Genomic DNA, 16,422 nt, shown 5'->3' on the forward strand with positions numbered 1-16,422 from the left:
AACTGGTGGCAATTAAAAGTAATAGCTGAGGCTGCCTGGAAAGGCAGAAATACGCTTACAGTGCGTACCACATCATCAGCATGATAACGATGCCGAATAGGCCAAAGAAGGCATACTCAAGCCGCTCGCGCTGTTGTGCATCAACGTTTTCTGGGTTGCGATGAAAGGCAAAGAAACCCAAGCTAGTAACACCTAAGGTACCTGCGCCAACAAGAATAGCAAAGATAATTGCCGCTACGATGTTTTCCATGATTAACTCGCTTCTCAAAAGTAGGGTAAAAAAGACGAATAACCCGAAGGTTAGTTAAACTTGCGCTTATATTACTGATTTTGGCGGCGCTTGACCATGCCGAAAATACCACATATCGCAATCATCAGTGCAATTATCCATGCATTTAGTAGGCCATTACGATAAAACGGCGTGGTGCCTTGAACTAGCGGGACTTGGGCACTGAGTGTGGCGGCAACAAACTGCGGCGCACGCGCGACTTCTTGGCCGTATTCGTTAACTACTGCGGTGATGCCATTGTTGGTAGCTCGCAATAACGGACGGCCAAGTTCTATCGAGCGCATGCGAGCGATTTGCATGTGTTGAGCTGGGCCATGGGAGGCACCAAACCAAGTATCATTGCTGACCGTGATTAAAAAATCTGAGTTAGGCTTGAGATTGGCGCGTACTTGATTAGGAAACGCGATTTCATAACAAATCGCTGCAGTTAAGTGCTGTCCTTTGGCGCGTAAGTCTGGCTGTACGTAATCCCCCCGGCTAAATGAGCTCATAGGTAGATCAAACAAAGGGGCTAGCGGGCGCAGTAAATTTTCAAAGGGAACAAACTCGCCAATGGGTAATAATTGATGCTTCGCATAGCGGTTACTATGGCCATGATAATAGGCTTCCATCGGTTGATAGGGCGCATCCATACCGAGGGTAATCAAACTATTAAAATATTCGCGATTGCTGTAATCAATAATGCCGGTGATTAAACTAGTATCAGCAGCCACTAAATCTTGATGGATGTTCGCCAAAATATCATCGGTATAGGGTTCTGGCATAGTCACCGCAGATTCGGGCCAAACAATGATGTCATGACTGCTATAGAAAGGCTTACTGAGTTCTAAATAGGTTGTAAGCGAGCGCCAATGTTGATCCGGATTCCACTTAATCGATTGGGAAATGTTGCCTTGTACTAACAGCACTCGTTTGGTTTCGCCAGTGCGTTCTAATTGACTCCATTGTGGCAAAGCAAAGCTAACTAGTAGCAGTGCTGTGGCCACCGCAGTAGGCAACAAACACCGCTGCTGCCAGCCACGATAAAGGCTAATCGCAATCAGCCAGACGATCACACTGACGCCACTAACACCCACCCAAGCAGCGTATTGTCCAAGGCTGGCATCGGTCTGGCTATATCCTAACTCTAACCAAGGGAATCCGGTTAACAGCCAGCCGCGCAAGCTTTCAGTGAGTAACCAAAAGCCTGGTAGTAACCAGATGGCGCTGGGGCCAAACTTGTGTTCGCTCCATTTCCACAGCCACAAAGCCACTGCGGGAAACAAACTCAAGTAGGCATAGAGCACCAGTAAGATGGCTATGGAGGCGAGCGGATGCAGCCCACCAAACTGATCGATACTGACGTAGATCCAGCTTAAGCCGGCACCAAACCAACCCAGCCCAAACCAAAACCCATGCGCAAAAGCTTGCTTGGGGCTACTGTTGCGTAATAGCAGCAACAGTAACGTCAGCACTGCAAGGGGCAACCAAGCCTGTTCAAAAGGAGAGTAGCTAAAGACTAAACTGCCACCTAGCAGCAATGTCATCAGTTTGGTTTGATTCATTTAGTCTGCATCTGTTACGCGAGGCACTTCAGCTAAAGTCACTTGTAACTGCTGAATCCGACGTTTATCGGCACCAGTCACTTTGAAGATCATGCCATGCAAGGTCACTTCTTCACCAACTTGCGGTAAGTGGCCAAAACCATGAGCTACCATACCACCAATGGTGTCGTATTCTTCATCGTCTAACTCGAGATTAAAATACTCGTTAAAGTCTTCAATGGTGGTGAGAGCTTTTACTGAATAACGCGACTTGTTGATTCGCCGAATATCAGCTTTGCTATCTTCATTAAAGTCGGTTTCATCTTCAATTTCACCAACAATTTCTTCAAGAATGTCTTCGATGGTTACCAACCCTGATACGCCACCGTATTCATCGACGACGATAGCCATATGATAACGCTGCTCGCGAAACTCTTTCAGTAACACATCAACGCGTTTGCTTTCGGGTACAATGACCGCTGGGCGAATCACTTTAGCTAAAGAGAATTCTTCGTTGGTCATGCCAAAACCATAGGCGAGTAAATCTTTGGCAAGTAGAATACCTTCGATATGGTCTTTGTTTTCGCTCACCACCGGATAGCGGCTGTGCTGCGAATCAATCACGATAGGTAGAAACGACTCGACACTTTGATGAATATCTATGGTGACCATTTGCGAACGTGGCACCATAATATCGCGCACTTTAAGCTCGGCGACATCTAACACCCCTTCGATCATTTCTTTGGTGTCATTGTCAATCAAGTCTCGTTCTTCGGCGTCTTGGATGAGGTCGACTAACTCTTCTCGACTATTCGGTTCTCCGGTAAACAGTTGCAGCAATTTGCTAGCCCAAGTTTTACGCGCAGAACCGCTCGTAGAGTGGGGATTATCATCGCTCATGATGTCGGTTGTGCTCCATGTGTGCTTCAAAATATCGCTGCTAAGCAGCGTTGGTTATCGAAAAAGTCAGTTGTACCTATGCTATTTTCCTAGAGATATGTCTAGGTGATAGCATCCGCTTCCGCATAGGGATCAGCATAGCCCAAGCCGGCTAGGATGTCTCTTTCAAGTTGTTCCATCTGCTCAGCTTGTTGGTCTTCTATATGGTCATAGCCCAGCAAATGCAAGGTACCATGAACCACTAAATGAGCCCAATGAGCTACCAAGGGTTTGTTTTGCTCAGCCGCTTCGCGGCTAACCACAGGTGCACAAATGACCAAATCACCGAGCAGTTGCAAAGGCAAAGGCACCGGCGATTCAAATGGAAACGACAGCACATTAGTGGCGTAGTCTTTACCGCGATAATCGTGATTAAGCTGCAAACCTTCGTCGCTGTCAACTACTCTGATGGTCATTTCGCTGTCAGGTTGGGCTAGGTGCTTGAGTACGCTGGTCACCCACTGGCTAAATTGCTGCTGACTGGGAATGTCGCTAGCAGTACTGGCAATTTGGATATCTAAAGTAGCGGTCATGAGTTACTCGGAGGAGTTTGTTCAAAGCTTTCGTAAGCTTGCACAATACGTTGCACCACGGGATGGCGGACCACATCAGACGCCTGAAAGAAGGTAAAACTGATGTCATCAATGTCTTTGAGTACTTCAATAACATGGCGTAGCCCGGACTTTTGGCCACGCGGTAAGTCAACCTGAGTAATATCACCGGTGATAACAGCACGAGAATTAAAGCCAATCCGAGTCAGGAACATTTTCATTTGTTCGCAGGTGGTATTTTGGCTTTCATCCAAAATAATAAAAGCATCGTTGAGGGTACGGCCGCGCATGTAGGCAAGCGGGGCTACTTCAATCACATTGCGCTCAATGAGCTTTTCTACTTTTTCAAACCCGAGCATTTCAAACAAGGCATCGTAAAGCGGACGTAAATAAGGATCGACCTTTTGTGCTAAATCACCGGGTAAAAAGCCTAGTTTCTCGCCAGCTTCAACCGCTGGGCGAGTTAATAGAATGCGACGAATTTCTTGGCGCTCGAGTGCATCTACGGCACAGGCCACGGCCAGGTAGGTTTTACCGGTACCGGCAGGACCTACGCCAAAGTTAACATCGTGAGTTAAGATGGCGCGAACGTATTCGGCTTGATTCGGGTTACGGGGTTTGATCAGCCCACGTTTGGTTTTAATGTGAGTCATTTTCGCAAACGCGGGGTCATCATCATGGTGTTGCTGTTCAAGCACTTGCGCTTGCTGCACCGCGAGGTGCACCATTTGTGGGGTAACACTACCGGCATCACCTTTGACGGTGGCGGTTTCTACGTATAAATCGCGCAGGATTTTGGCACCAGCCTGCACTGTATGAGCTGGGCCGAGCAGGCGAAATTCATTGTGACGATGACTGATTTCTATGCCTAAGCGGCGCTCGATGTGTTTTAAGTTGTCGTCAACGGGCCCGCATAAATCGGCAATACGGTTGTTATCTGCGGGCTCTAGAGTTATGTCTAACGTACTTACAGTTTGAGTCAAGCTAACCTCGGTGTTGCGAAGATAAAATCCAGCAGCCGGCTAAGAGGCTGCTGGAGGAACGAAAGTGGCCACGCCAAGCTCGTTAGGTTGGTGTTTTGCCTGTCGTGCCAAGATAGTTTGTGGTGCGGTATCAACCCGCAAGCCCATGTCTGATTCTACCCGTAACACGTCGCCGCGTAATGAGTTAACAAACACATCGGTGATTTTGACATCTACAAATTTACCTATCATGGACGGCTCGCCGATAAAGTTAACCACGCGGTTGTTTTCGGTACGCCCACTTAGCTCCATCGGATCTTTCTTTGATGGGCCAATTACCAAGATACGTTGTTCGGTGCCTAGCATCCGTCGAGCATGGGCATGGGCTTGCTGATTAATGCGTTGCTGTAACAGCTGCAGGCGTTGTTTCTTGGTGGCTTCACTGACATCATCAGGCAAATCAGCGGCTGGTGTACCAGGACGCGCACTGTAGATGAAGCTAAAGCTCATATCGTAATCAACGGCTTGAATCAAATCCATGGTGGCTTCAAAGTCGGCATCAGTCTCACCTGGGAAGCCAATAATAAAATCTGAGCTCATGGCGATATCTGGGCGTACTTTTTTAAGCTTACGGATCTGTGACTTATATTCTAATGCCGTGTGTCCACGTTTCATTAACGTCAGAATACGGTCTGAACCACTTTGCACCGGCAGGTGTAAATGACTCACTAATTCTGGAATGGTGGCGTAAGCTTCAATGATATCGTCAGTAAACTCCACTGGATGCGAGGTGGTGTAACGGATGCGATCGATACCATCAATAGCAGCAACTAAGTGTAATAGCTCGGCAAATCGGCAAACCTCACCGGTATGATGTTCACCCCGGTAGGCATTTACGTTTTGGCCCAGTAAATTCACTTCGCGTACGCCTTGCTCAGCTAGCTGGGCAATCTCGAATAACACGTCGTCGACTGGACGACTGACTTCTTCACCGCGGGTGTACGGCACCACACAGAAGGTACAGTACTTGCTGCAACCTTCCATAATAGAAACGAACGCGCTTGGGCCATCTGCTTTGGGTTCTGGTAGACGGTCGAATTTCTCGATTTCAGGAAACGAGATATCGACCATCGGCGTGTGATGGGTTTGTACTTGTTTCACCATCTCTGGTAACCGATGCAGGGTTTGTGGGCCAAACACGATATCTACGTACGGAGCACGTTCACGAATATGATCGCCTTCTTGCGAGGCCACACAGCCGCCAACCCCAATCACGAGATCGGGATTTTTATCTTTTAGGGTTTTCCAACGGCCTAACTGATGAAAGACTTTTTCTTGGGCCTTTTCGCGAATAGAGCAGGTGTTCAGCAAAATCAAATCTGCTTCTTCAGGCTCGCCTGCCACCTCGTAGCCATGAGTTGCCTTAAGTAGATCAGCCATTTTCGCTGAATCGTACTCGTTCATCTGACAACCCCAAGTTTTAATATATAACTTCTTACTCATAAATCTCTGGCTCGCTTGCTGTATCGCGTTGGTTGGTTAAGCTGCAGCGGTGACACTGGTCTTAACCAAGCTATCAATAGACTAAATGGGCGGCTATTTTAGCTTGTTCTGCATCCAACTGCCAACTTTCAGGCGGATTTACCGCCAAGCTTAAGCTTTGCGTCGGGTGCGAATCGCTAAATAACCGGCCACCATAATAACGCCGGCTCCTATCAACATACTCAAAGTGATAGGCTCTTGCCAAAACCAGTAGCCCATAAGAGCGGCAAAAATAACCGAACTGTAAGTAAAAACACCGACTCTAGCGGCTGGTGCCATGGCAAAGGCTTTGGTCATGGTTAATTGCCCGGCGACTGCTAGGGCTCCCATGACGACAATAGCCAACCAATGTTGAGGGGCAACGGCCTGGCCCATCCATAATAGGGGCACTGCCGATAACAGCGTCGCTAGGCTGGCAAAATAGAACACTATTTTACTGGATGATTCAGTAGCTGACATCTGCCGGATCAAAGTTTTAGTAAAAGCTGCTAAACAAGCAGCAATGAAAGCTACTGCAACCACTGGCGACAGGGTCGCTGTGGTGGGATTAAGAAAAATAAAAACGCCGATAAAGCCAATCCCAATCGCCAGCCAGGTTTTGGGTAGCACTTTTTCGTGTAACCAAAGCCGCCCAATGATAGGAATAATAAAAGGCGATAACAACAGAACTAGGGTGGCTTGCGCTAAGGGCAAATGTGCGATCGCATAAAAGAACAAATACATCGCCGCCAAACCCGCCAAGCCGCGGCTCAGGTGAAATTTCCATGCTTTAGTTTTAAAGGCGCTGGGGCCTTTGCGCCACAGCCACGGCAGCAACACTAAAAAAGCCATTAAATTTCTGAAAAACACCAATTGTTCTGACGGTAAATAGGTGCTCAAATATTTAACTAGGGCACTTACCCCGGCAAAGCATAGCTCGGCCGTAATAATCAATAGAGAAGCTATAACCACGGAGCGCTGCGGCGTGTCCATAATGTCCTTGTGCGGCGTCAGCCGCCTAGTCAACGAGACTTGTATGAATCGCTATATTATCACGATCACTTTATTAACGCTGAGTAATGTTTTTATGACCTTTGCTTGGTATGCTCATTTAAAAAACCTCGCCGAAAAACCTTGGCTGGTGGCGGCTTTTGCCAGTTGGGGCATTGCCTTGCTGGAATATCTGTTACAAGTACCCGCCAACCGTATCGGTTATGAGGTCATGAACTTGGGGCAGCTGAAAATCCTGCAAGAGGTGATTACCCTGTCGGTATTTGTGCCTTTTGCATTGTTTTACATGAAAGAAAAGCTAACTTGGGATTATTTATGGGCTGGCTTATGTATTCTTGGCGCAGTATTTTTTATCATGCGTAGTAAGTTTACCGGGTAAAGAGATAAATCATGCAGGTAGTTATTGTGGGTGGCGGTATGGTGGGCGCAGCAGCGGCAGTTGCCCTGGCGCAACAAGGTCATCAGATAGAACTGATTGAAGCAGGCCCCGCAGTGGTAAGCAGCGGCCCGTGGGATTTACGGATCTCATCAATCCATCTGCGCAATGTGCAATGGCTACAACAGTTACATACTTGGGCGCTAATTAGAGCCGAACGGCAATTTCCCTACACCCAGCTTGCAGTTCAAACACAGCACGGGCAGCGGCTGGAATTTAATCAGCACGATAGCGACACCGAGATGCTAGGGGCGATGGTTGAGAATCATGCATTGCAGCAAGCGCTATGGCAGCAGTTTGCCGAGTTACCAATTAACGCACGAACTCAAGTTCAGGTACAAGCGTTTGATTTAACCAAGCAACAAGTGCAGTTAAGTAGCGGTGAGCTGTTAAGTTACGATCTATTGATTGGCGCTGACGGGGCCCAATCGCAGGTCGCCAATGCGGCTAAGATTGGCCAGCGCGGCTGGGATTATGACATGCGCTGTATACTGGCGCTGGCAGAACTGGCCGAACCTATTGCGCCGGCAACATGGGAAGTGTTTCGTCCGGAAGGGCCTTATGCGCTGTTACCTCTTGGTGAGCGCCAGGCCTGTTTAATTGATTATCGGAGCGAACAACAATGGCAGCATTTAAGTCAACAACCTGAAGCCGTGGCGCAACAGCTTGAACAAACCTTTGCGCCGCACCTTGGCGCTTATCAATTGCTCAACTTTGCCAGTTTTCCGCTGCGTCGTCAGCGTGCGTTGCGCTATCAAGTGAAGCAATCGGTGGTGCTTATTGGTGATGCCGCGCACAGTATTCATCCGTTAGCCGGGCAGGGGGTTAATTTAGGCTTTGCTGATGTGCAAACCCTAGTAGCGCAATTAGCTAGTCAACCTTTAGCCCCAGCCTTGGCCGCGTATGAACGTATTAGAATGCGCGAAAACCAGCTGATGATGCGTGCTATGGATGCCATCCATGTTGGTTTTCGTTCGCCGCATTGGGTGCCACAGGGATTAGTAGCTGCCGGGCTGTTTGCAGTGGCGAAAGTACAACCTTTGAAACGAGCCTTGGTACGTCGGGCCATCGGTTTTTGAGGCTGGTGAGGCAGACAACAAAAAACGCTCGTGGATGTTAGCTAAACTTCAGCAAATATCCACGAGCGTTTTGTTATTTAATGCTTATTTAAACTGCTTATTGCGGTTTCACCATATTGATGGTGCGGAGGGGGGGACTTGAACCCCCACGAGCGTTAGCTCACTAGCACCTGAAGCTAGCGCGTCTACCAATTCCGCCACCCCCGCAATAATCAGGGGCATCAAAAAAATGGCTGGGGTACTAGGATTTGAACCTAGGAATGGCGGGATCAAAACCCGCTGCCTTACCGCTTGGCTATACCCCAACACAGGGTGCATCAACGAGATAAAGACGATTGGCTGGGGTACTAGGATTTGAACCTAGGAATGGCGGGATCAAAACCCGCTGCCTTACCGCTTGGCTATACCCCAACAGCTATTATCGCCTCACAGTTTGAGTTGGTGCGGACGGAGAGACTCGAACTCTCACGCCGTGAGGCACTGGAACCTAAATCCAGCGTGTCTACCAATTCCACCACGTCCGCCCAAAAAGGCTATTTGGATGGTGGCTACGGCGAGATTCGAACTTGCGACCCCAGCATTATGAGTGCTGTGCTCTAACCAGCTGAGCTACGTAGCCATACCAAATTTTTTATCAAACTGCGCTCGGTGAGTGCGGCGCGTATTATGCAAATCAGGGACGATACCGTCAACCACTTTTTCTCAAAAAAACGCGTATTTCTGCGCGATTGCTTAAAAAAGCGATAGTTTGTTTAATTAATCAACGAATCCGCAGTCGTTAATCAACAAGTTGGTATTCAACCGTCGACACCACCCGCACAATTTTCAAATGAGGGGTATTGGAATCCCGATCGTAAATACTGAACTGCCCTTGATTAGCACTACGAATTTTACCTAATTCACTATTAGAATGCTCGGCAAAACGTAAGGCGACTTCACGGGCATTGCGCGCCGACTCCTCAATCATACTAGGTTTAATCGCATTTAAGCCATTAAAATGATATTCAACTTGGGTTTCGTAGGCATTTCCACTCAGGCTCACGCCTTGCTTGCCTAACTCGGATAAGCGTTGCCGTAGGGCTCGAACATTGTCGACCTGGTTGGTATAAACCGTTAGGGTTTGTTCACCGGTATAGCGCAAGCCAACGTCTTCTGTGGCCCAACGTTCAGCTAGTTTATCGAGGACATTTGGTGCGGCGATAGAAATATCATCCTGACTAAAACCATTAGTCAGCAAAAAGGTTTGGATTGCCTTGATATCAGCATCAAGCTCTTCGTAAATGGTCTGTTGACTGTTGCCAGCTCGAACCACTTTTAGCGGCCAAATCGCAGTATCAGCGGCAACTTCGCGTTCAGCTAAGCCTTTGACCTCGACCACCCGGTCAAAACTACGAAACTCTTGCACGCTAGCAGTCAGGGCATAGCTTAACACCCCCGCTGCAAGCACCAACCCAGCGGCTAAAATGCCCGCGGTTAACGGGCGTAAACTATTGTTGGAAGTCATGATTTATCCTTATGAGGAAATTGAGTCGCTACCACGGGAGTGACTCGCCGTTGCTATGGATAAATTGACCACTGGAACTTAAGGTTAGTTCATTAATGCGAGCGATAAGTCGAGTTGCAGCTTGATCAGCACTGATATCGCCGGCGTTATTCACCATCTCGGTCTGCACAAAGCCTGGATGCAACAAGGCTACCGCGACCCCAGCGGCTTCGAGATCCCGTGCTAAGGAAACCCCAGCGGCATTCAAGGCTGCCTTACTCATGCGGTAACCATAGTAGCCGCCTGAGCCGTTATCTGTCATGGAGCCCATGCGGCTGGTGATAAGCACAACTTTACTGCCGTTATGAAGGCGTGAGCGTAGCGCATCGGTGAGGAGTAATGGCCCCATTGCGTTAACCTGAAACTGCCGCAGTAAACTGTCGGCATGGATAGCACCTAAGCTATCTCGTTCTAACAAGCCGGCGTTATTGATCAAAATATCGATGGTTTGATCGGCAAGCTGTTGGGCTAGTTCGCGCACGGCATTGGTATCCGTCACATCAATGTCAGTAATGATTCGGCTTGGCTGCAACTGTTCTAAGGCTTCGCTACTGCTACGACAAACAGCGGTTACAGTGTCGCCTTGGGCCAAATACTGCGCAGTTAAAGCTAGGCCAATACCACGGTTGGCACCGGTAATAACAACATGTTTTGACATGATCACTCCTGTGTTGAGTTGCGATTTATTCGGTTAGTCGTTTGGGATCGAGCAAGCGCGCTAAGGTGTCGCGATCTAAATCCGTTTGCTCAGCAGCAACGTCAAGAATATCGCGCTGTTGCTGATAGGCTTGTTTGGCAATGGCGGCGGCTTGATTGTAGCCAATCTCGCGATTTAAGGCGGTTACTAGAATCGGATTACGAGCTAGCACGGCGTTGATGCGTTGGTGATTGACGCTGAAATCAGCAATCGCTTGGTCAGCTAGGGCACGGGCCGCGTGGCTGAGCAGTTCAATACTTTGCAGTTGATTGTAGGCAATTACCGGCAACATCACATTTAATTGGAAATTGCCTTGCTGCGCTGCAGCACTGACCGTGTGGTAGTTACCCGCCACCTGCACCGCAACCATAGCTACAGCTTCAGGAATTACTGGATTCACTTTACCTGGCATGATGCTGCTGCCCGGCTGTAACGTGGTCAGGCTGATTTCACCTAGGCCAGCCAGTGGACCGCTGTTCATCCAACGTAAATCGTTGCTGATTTTGAGCAGTACCGTGCCGATCGCATTCAGGGTGCCGCTCACCATGGCGTTGACTTCTTGCCCAGCAATACCAGCAAACAGATTTGCAGCTGGGCAAAACTGAGCGGCGCTGCGCTCATTCAACGCTTGGCAAAAGTCTGCCGCAAACCCATCCGGAGCATTGACGCCTGAGCCGATGGCGGTACCACCTTGAGGCAATTGTTGTAGTAATTGCAAATGTTGTTCTAAAGTAACCTGGGTATGGTTAACTTGGGCTGCCCAGGCCGATAGTTCTTGGGCGAAGGTAAGCGGCATGGCATCCATCAGGTGGGTACGGCCGGTTTTAACCACATCCTTTAAGCTGGTCGCTTTTTGTTTGATCACTTGCTGTAAATGTTGCAAGGCCGGCAGCAGCTGTTGACTGATAGCCAGGGTTGAGCTCACCAGAATCGTGGTAGGAATCACATCGTTACTGCTTTGGCTGGCATTAATGTGGTCGTTAGGATGCAGCTCGAGCCCGCTTTGTTGTTTGACTAGGCTGCTGAGCACCTCGTTCATGTTCATATTGGTGCTGGTGCCCGAGCCGGTTTGAAAAATATCTAGCGGAAAACTATCTGGTTCAGCTTGCGCTAAAATGGCATCAGCCGCAGCGATAATGGCTTGCGCTTGGGGCTGGGTTAGCACGCCGGCTTTGGCATTAGCTTGCGCAGCAGCGGCTTTAACCTGCGCCAAGGCATGAATAAAACGGGCTGGAAAGCGCAACGAGCTGAGTTGAAAATTCTGTCGCGCACGCTCAGTTTGGGCGCGCCAAAGGGCATCAACTGGTACCTCGACGGAGCCCATGCTATCGGTTTCGGTGCGGGTTGCCATGTTTTGCTCCTTATGTGAAAAAAGTAGTGCGAAAAAAGTCGTGCAAAAGGTAAGGGTTACCTTTTATAGTCACTCATCTAAAACCATGTTACTAGTGAATACATGAGGTTACTATGCGGTTATTTCAAACCGTTTTTACGGTTTTCTTACTCGGTGCTGTAAGCAGCATAGCAGTACTTGCGTTAATCTTCTCGGCCGCAGCAACCGCAACTAACCTGCAAGTTAAAGTGTTAGACGCACAGCAACAACCCTTAGCTGGGGCGGTGGTTAGTATTCCGGCAGGAGTAGACCTGCCAACGACAACGAACAGCGCAGATAATTTGTTAACGGCTGAAACCTACGTGATGGATCAGGTGGATAAATTATTTGTTCCCTTCATCTTAGTAGTCGCCAAGGGCCGCCAAGTGGTGTTCCCCAATCGGGATAACATTCGCCATCAGGTCTTTTCTTTCTCGCCCACCAAGCCTTTCGAGTTACCTCTTTACAGCAATCGTGAGCAGCCGCTGGTGCGCTTTGAGCAAGCTGGGGTAGTGGTGCTGGGCTGCAATATCCACGACCATATGAAAGCCTACATCTATATCAGCCCGCATCAGTACAGTGCCCAAACGGATGCGCAAGGCCAAGTGACAGTGCCGGCTGGGAGCACCCAGTTAGCGGTCTGGTACCCGGGCCAGGAAAACACTGTTACCGACACGCTGGTGACTGTGCGCAGCGGGCAAACGGAACTGGTGGTGCAACTGCCAGTGAGCAAACAACAGCAGCAACCACCTCCATTATCGCCGTTACAGCAAAAATTTAATCAACGTAAACAACAAACCCTTATGAGTGAGCAGCATTAAATGCGCATCAACAGCTTCAGAACTCGATTATTACTGCTGTTTTTGCTGCTTACCGCAGGCATTTTGGCAACCTCGTTGGTGACTTTACGTTGGGTGGTGGCACTTCAGTCTGAACGGAGTCTAGAGCGCGAATTGCTGGTGAGCGAGCGCGTTTTTTCAGAATTAATGCAAGTGCGAGCGGAGCAATTACAACAAGCAGCGGCGGTACTTACGGCAGATTTTGGTTTTCGGGAGGCGATAGCTAGCCAAGACCAAGAAACCATCATTTCGGCGCTGGTTAACCATGGTGAGCGAATTGGCACTAACTTGATGGTGTTACAAAATGCGGCCGGGGATGAGGTTGCAGCAACCCATGCGGTTAGTGCCTTACCGAGTATTGCGGCACGTACTGCAGTTGCGGCTGCACCTTTGATTTTGGTGCAAAATGAGATCTTTCAAATAGTCACTGTGCCAGTACAGGCGCCGGATCTTATCGCCTGGGCAACCCTTGGCTTTCGCGTTGATGATGAGCTAGCCAAGTTATTGCAACAGTTAACTCTGGCTGATATTAGCTTCATGGAGGTTGGCACCGAGCAAATTTATGCCTCAAGTTTGAGTGTGGCTGAGCGCACTATTTTGGGTGATAATAAACAGCCCTTAGACCAGCGGTTACAGCAGCTGGACTTAGCCGCCCATATCAATAGTCTGAGTCAAACGGCGCAATTAGCCGGCCCGCAGGGGTTACAGGTGATTTTTTCTAGCCAACGGCAGCAGGCGCAACAAGAATTCGTCATCCTGCAACAACAATATGCGGCGATGGCCTTGCTGCTACTTATTTTAGCCAGCTTATTGGCGATCTTAACGGCACGCAAAATTACCGAGCCACTGGCGCAATTAACCCAGGCCACGCAACGCCTTGGGCAAGGCGACTATGCTAAACCTATTGGCATCAATCGGGGTGATGAATTTGGCAAGTTAGGGACGGCGTTTGAGGCTATGCGCCATGATATTGCCATGCGTGAACAGCAAATTGTCTTTCAGTTGGAGCATGATTTACTGACCGAACTGCCCAATCGGGTGAGTTTGCAAAGTTATCTGCGTGAAGCTATCGAAAGCCATCAGCAGGGCTACATTATTTTGCTCAATGTGGCTAGGTTTGGCGAGGTCAATGACAAGTTTGGCCAGCAAGTGGCGGACCGTCTGTTGCAGGCCATAGCACAACGGCTTAGCGCCTTACTCAGCAAACCTTGGTGGCTAGCACGGTTAGCTGGTGATGAATTTGTGTTGGTTGGGGTTGGACAAACCTTGCCGCAAGTTGAGCAATTGCTCGAGCGATTAAAACTGCAGCTAGAACAACCTTGGTGGTTAGCTGATAGTAGCTATTTATTGCATTTTCATAGTGGCTACTTAGCTTTTACTGGCGGCGCGGATGCCGTCGATGATTTGCTGCGTAAGGCTCAATTGTGCGCCCGCCAAGCTCGACTACAGAACCGTTTTGCGGTGGCTTATCAAGCTGGCATGGACGAGCAGTATTTACGGCGCTTGCAGATAGTGCAAGCGCTGCCTAAAGCGGTGCGCGAACAACGCTTGCAGTTGCACTATCAACCTAAGCTTGCGACCGCTACGGGCACTGTGGTTGGGGTTGAAGCTTTATTGCGCTGGCGCGACGAACACCTTGGCGTGGTGCGGCCCGATGAATTTATTCCGCTGGCGGAGCAAACGGGAGAAATTTATCGGCTCACCCAATGGGTGATTAGTGCCGGCTTAGCCCAACTGGCGTTATGGCATGAGCAAGGGCATAAGCTAAGTTTAGCGATGAATTTGTCGGCTTTAGATTTATCCTCACCGAGCTTAGTGACTGAATTACAGCAACAGGCAAAACAACAGGGCATAGCGCCGGCTTGGATCACTCTTGAGGTGACTGAAAGTGCAGTGATGGAAGACCCCACCAGTGCCAAAGCTAAACTCCAAGCCTTACGCGAGCTAGGCTTTAAAATAGCGATCGATGATTACGGCACCGGTTATGCGTCCTTGGCCCAGCTGAAGCAACTCCCTGCAGATGAATTGAAGTTAGACCGCTCCTTTATCCAAGAACTGGCGCACAGTGAGGTCGACCAAACTATTGTGCAATCCACCTTAGCGCTGGCGCATCAATTGCAGTTGCAGACTGTTGCTGAAGGGGTTGAAGATCAAGCTACGTGGCAGGTCTTACAACGTTTAGGCTGTACCACAGTGCAAGGATTTTACTTTAGCCGGCCGTTAGCTGCGGCTGAGTTTGAGGTATGGCTCAAACAACATCAACAAGGACAATAAGCATGAGCAGAGTAAGCATGAACAGAGCAAGATCTGCTAAGTTAGGTTGGTTAGTGGCGGCGGCCCTAGGTCTGCTGAGCGCCCCTGCCCAAGCCGAGTTTGGTCGCTTATTAGCAACCGGAGGCTTGACCAATATTGAAGGTGCTGGGGGAGGGGGAATTGTCCCTTGGGCAACCTTAGCAAGTTACGCCGATCAACAGCAATGGGGCGCAACCCTAGCCTTCAATGTAGCTGACGTTGATGACTATCAGTTGCAGGTGGGTGCCGCGACTGTCACCTATGATAATCGCTGGGAGTTCAGTTATGCGCGGCACAACTTTGAGTTGAAGCAATTAGGTGGCGAACTGAAGCAATCGATTTATGGGCTTAAATACCGCCTTGCGGGTGATGTTATTTATGGAGCTATGCCACAAGTGAGTATTGGCCTGCAGCACAAACGCTCGGGTGATTTTAGCTTACCGCAAGCACTAGGTGCAGCGTCCGCCAATGGCACCGATCTCTATGTGAGTGCGACCAAGGCTTGGTTAGATGGCCCTTGGCATCGTACTTGGCTGGCTAACTTAACCGTACGCGGCACTCGTGCGAACGAGCTAGGGTTGCTTGGCTTTGGTGGCGACTTGCACAACAACTACCAATGGGTAGCAGAAGCGTCAGTGGCGATGTTTGTTAACCGTCATTGGGTAGTGGGCATGGAGTATCGGCAAAAACCAGATAATTTGAGTTTCGCCAAAGAACAAGATTGGTACGATGTTTTTGTGGGCTGGTTTCCCAGTAAGCGCGTTGCTGTGGCCCTTGCTTACACTGATTTAGATGCCATTGCCGGGGCGGCCGGCCAAACGGGTGTGTATGGCTCGTTACAGATTAGTTTTTAAGGGGGCAGGCATGCGGAGTTACAACATTGTGAAGCGCCCGTTGTGGGTACTAGCTGCGGTGCTAGCTGGCAGTATTCATAGTGGCGCAGTAGCACACAGTGCCGCTCCTTTGAGCGCCACGATAGCGCCAACTGGGCTGCAGCAGGGCGATAATTCGCTGTATCTGGCGCTTGGTGAATACCAGGGGCTGAGTCAATTGATGGAAGCTTTTGTACTTGCAATTGCGGTTGATGAGCGGGTTATCCATCATTTTGAACGAGTTGATATTGAACGTTTTCATCAGATGTTAACGTTGCACCTCTGTGAGTTAACGGGGGGACCTTGTGAATACACAGGAGCCGATATGGTTGAGGTGCATCGAGGCATGCGTATTAGTAGTGCTGAATTTAATGCCGTCGTTGAGAATCTGATCACCGCCATGCAGCAACAACACCTTTCGGTTAGTACTCAAAACCGTTTACTTGCTATACTCGCCGCCATGCAACACGAGATTGTCTACCCACAAGAACAAAAATAG

General features: G+C 49.2%; 16 protein-coding genes and 5 tRNA genes. 6 read left to right on the forward strand and 15 right to left on the reverse strand.

The window, feature by feature from the left end:
* Positions 1-55: 55 nt before the first annotated feature.
* The 7 genes from AB8S08_RS03985 to AB8S08_RS04015 form a co-directional block, all read right to left on the reverse strand.
* Positions 56-250, reverse strand: a complete 195-nt coding sequence (locus tag AB8S08_RS03985) for a hypothetical protein (RefSeq protein ID WP_110074771.1) — start codon at positions 248-250, stop codon at positions 56-58.
* A gap of 71 nt (positions 251-321) precedes the next feature.
* A complete protein-coding gene (gene lnt / locus AB8S08_RS03990; RefSeq protein WP_369743752.1) occupies positions 322-1,833 on the reverse strand; it encodes an apolipoprotein N-acyltransferase in 1,512 nt (503 codons plus the stop codon).
* Positions 1,834-2,712 (reverse strand): CNNM family magnesium/cobalt transport protein CorC, encoded by an 879-nt coding sequence (gene corC, locus AB8S08_RS03995; protein WP_369743754.1) that lies wholly within the window; start codon positions 2,710-2,712, stop codon positions 1,834-1,836. It abuts the gene before it with no gap.
* 101 nt (positions 2,713-2,813) lie between these two features.
* Positions 2,814-3,284 (reverse strand): rRNA maturation RNase YbeY, encoded by a 471-nt coding sequence (ybeY, locus tag AB8S08_RS04000; protein WP_369743756.1) that lies wholly within the window; start codon positions 3,282-3,284, stop codon positions 2,814-2,816.
* On the reverse strand, positions 3,281-4,285 hold the full coding sequence (locus tag AB8S08_RS04005; protein ID WP_369743758.1) for a PhoH family protein: 1,005 nt from the start codon (positions 4,283-4,285) through the stop codon (positions 3,281-3,283). The genes ybeY and AB8S08_RS04005 overlap by 4 nt, the downstream gene beginning before the upstream one ends.
* Before the next feature lie 39 nt (positions 4,286-4,324).
* A complete protein-coding gene (gene miaB / locus AB8S08_RS04010; protein WP_110074766.1) occupies positions 4,325-5,767 on the reverse strand; it encodes a tRNA (N6-isopentenyl adenosine(37)-C2)-methylthiotransferase MiaB in 1,443 nt (480 codons plus the stop codon).
* A 150-nt stretch (positions 5,768-5,917) separates the two neighbouring features.
* Positions 5,918-6,778, reverse strand: a complete 861-nt coding sequence (locus tag AB8S08_RS04015) for a DMT family transporter (RefSeq protein ID WP_369743760.1) — start codon at positions 6,776-6,778, stop codon at positions 5,918-5,920.
* 43 nt (positions 6,779-6,821) lie between these two features.
* Here AB8S08_RS04015 and AB8S08_RS04020 point away from each other — a divergent pair, with 43 nt between their 5' ends.
* Entirely contained in the window at positions 6,822-7,175 is a 354-nt protein-coding gene (locus tag AB8S08_RS04020; RefSeq protein WP_110074764.1) for a DMT family protein, read from the forward strand.
* 11 nt (positions 7,176-7,186) lie between these two features.
* On the forward strand, positions 7,187-8,311 hold the full coding sequence (locus AB8S08_RS04025) for an FAD-dependent monooxygenase (RefSeq protein ID WP_369743762.1): 1,125 nt from the start codon (positions 7,187-7,189) through the stop codon (positions 8,309-8,311).
* Positions 8,312-8,431: 120 nt separating this feature from the next.
* Here the strand turns inward: AB8S08_RS04025 and AB8S08_RS04030 are convergent.
* The 8 genes from AB8S08_RS04030 to AB8S08_RS04065 form a co-directional block, all read right to left on the reverse strand.
* Positions 8,432-8,518: transfer RNA gene (locus AB8S08_RS04030), tRNA-Leu, on the reverse strand.
* Positions 8,519-8,541: 23 nt separating this feature from the next.
* Positions 8,542-8,616, reverse strand: a tRNA-Gln gene (locus AB8S08_RS04035).
* A 31-nt stretch (positions 8,617-8,647) separates the two neighbouring features.
* Positions 8,648-8,722 (reverse strand) — tRNA-Gln (locus AB8S08_RS04040).
* 28 nt (positions 8,723-8,750) lie between these two features.
* A tRNA-Leu gene (locus tag AB8S08_RS04045) sits at positions 8,751-8,835 on the reverse strand.
* Between the two features lie 18 nt (positions 8,836-8,853).
* Positions 8,854-8,930, reverse strand: a tRNA-Met gene (locus AB8S08_RS04050).
* Between the two features lie 159 nt (positions 8,931-9,089).
* The gene (locus tag AB8S08_RS04055; protein ID WP_369743763.1) at positions 9,090-9,815 is read right to left on the reverse strand and encodes an SIMPL domain-containing protein; all 726 of its coding nucleotides are present in this window, start codon (positions 9,813-9,815) and stop codon (positions 9,090-9,092) included.
* A 28-nt stretch (positions 9,816-9,843) separates the two neighbouring features.
* Positions 9,844-10,512: an SDR family oxidoreductase gene (locus tag AB8S08_RS04060; protein WP_110074761.1), complete on the reverse strand. Its 669-nt coding sequence runs from the start codon at positions 10,510-10,512 to the stop codon at positions 9,844-9,846.
* Positions 10,513-10,537: 25 nt separating this feature from the next.
* Positions 10,538-11,902, reverse strand: coding sequence for a lyase family protein (locus AB8S08_RS04065; RefSeq protein WP_369743764.1), 1,365 nt, complete (start codon positions 11,900-11,902; stop codon positions 10,538-10,540).
* Positions 11,903-12,015: 113 nt separating this feature from the next.
* On the opposite strand from AB8S08_RS04065, the gene AB8S08_RS04070 reads away from it, so the two are divergent.
* The 4 genes from AB8S08_RS04070 to AB8S08_RS04085 are packed head-to-tail and all read left to right on the forward strand — an operon-like array spanning position 12,016 to position 16,422.
* On the forward strand, positions 12,016-12,741 hold the full coding sequence (locus tag AB8S08_RS04070) for a methylamine utilization protein (protein ID WP_369743766.1): 726 nt from the start codon (positions 12,016-12,018) through the stop codon (positions 12,739-12,741).
* On the forward strand, positions 12,742-15,033 hold the full coding sequence (locus AB8S08_RS04075; protein ID WP_369743768.1) for a putative bifunctional diguanylate cyclase/phosphodiesterase: 2,292 nt from the start codon (positions 12,742-12,744) through the stop codon (positions 15,031-15,033).
* Positions 15,034-15,035: 2 nt separating this feature from the next.
* Positions 15,036-15,905: a DUF3034 family protein gene (locus AB8S08_RS04080; RefSeq protein WP_369743769.1), complete on the forward strand. Its 870-nt coding sequence runs from the start codon at positions 15,036-15,038 to the stop codon at positions 15,903-15,905.
* Positions 15,906-15,915: 10 nt separating this feature from the next.
* Positions 15,916-16,422, forward strand: a complete 507-nt coding sequence (locus AB8S08_RS04085; protein ID WP_369743771.1) for a group 1 truncated hemoglobin — start codon at positions 15,916-15,918, stop codon at positions 16,420-16,422.

The sequence above is a fragment of the Pseudidiomarina sp. PP-1MA genome (assembly GCF_041200125.1).
GTDB lineage: Bacteria > Pseudomonadota > Gammaproteobacteria > Enterobacterales > Alteromonadaceae > Pseudidiomarina > Pseudidiomarina fusca.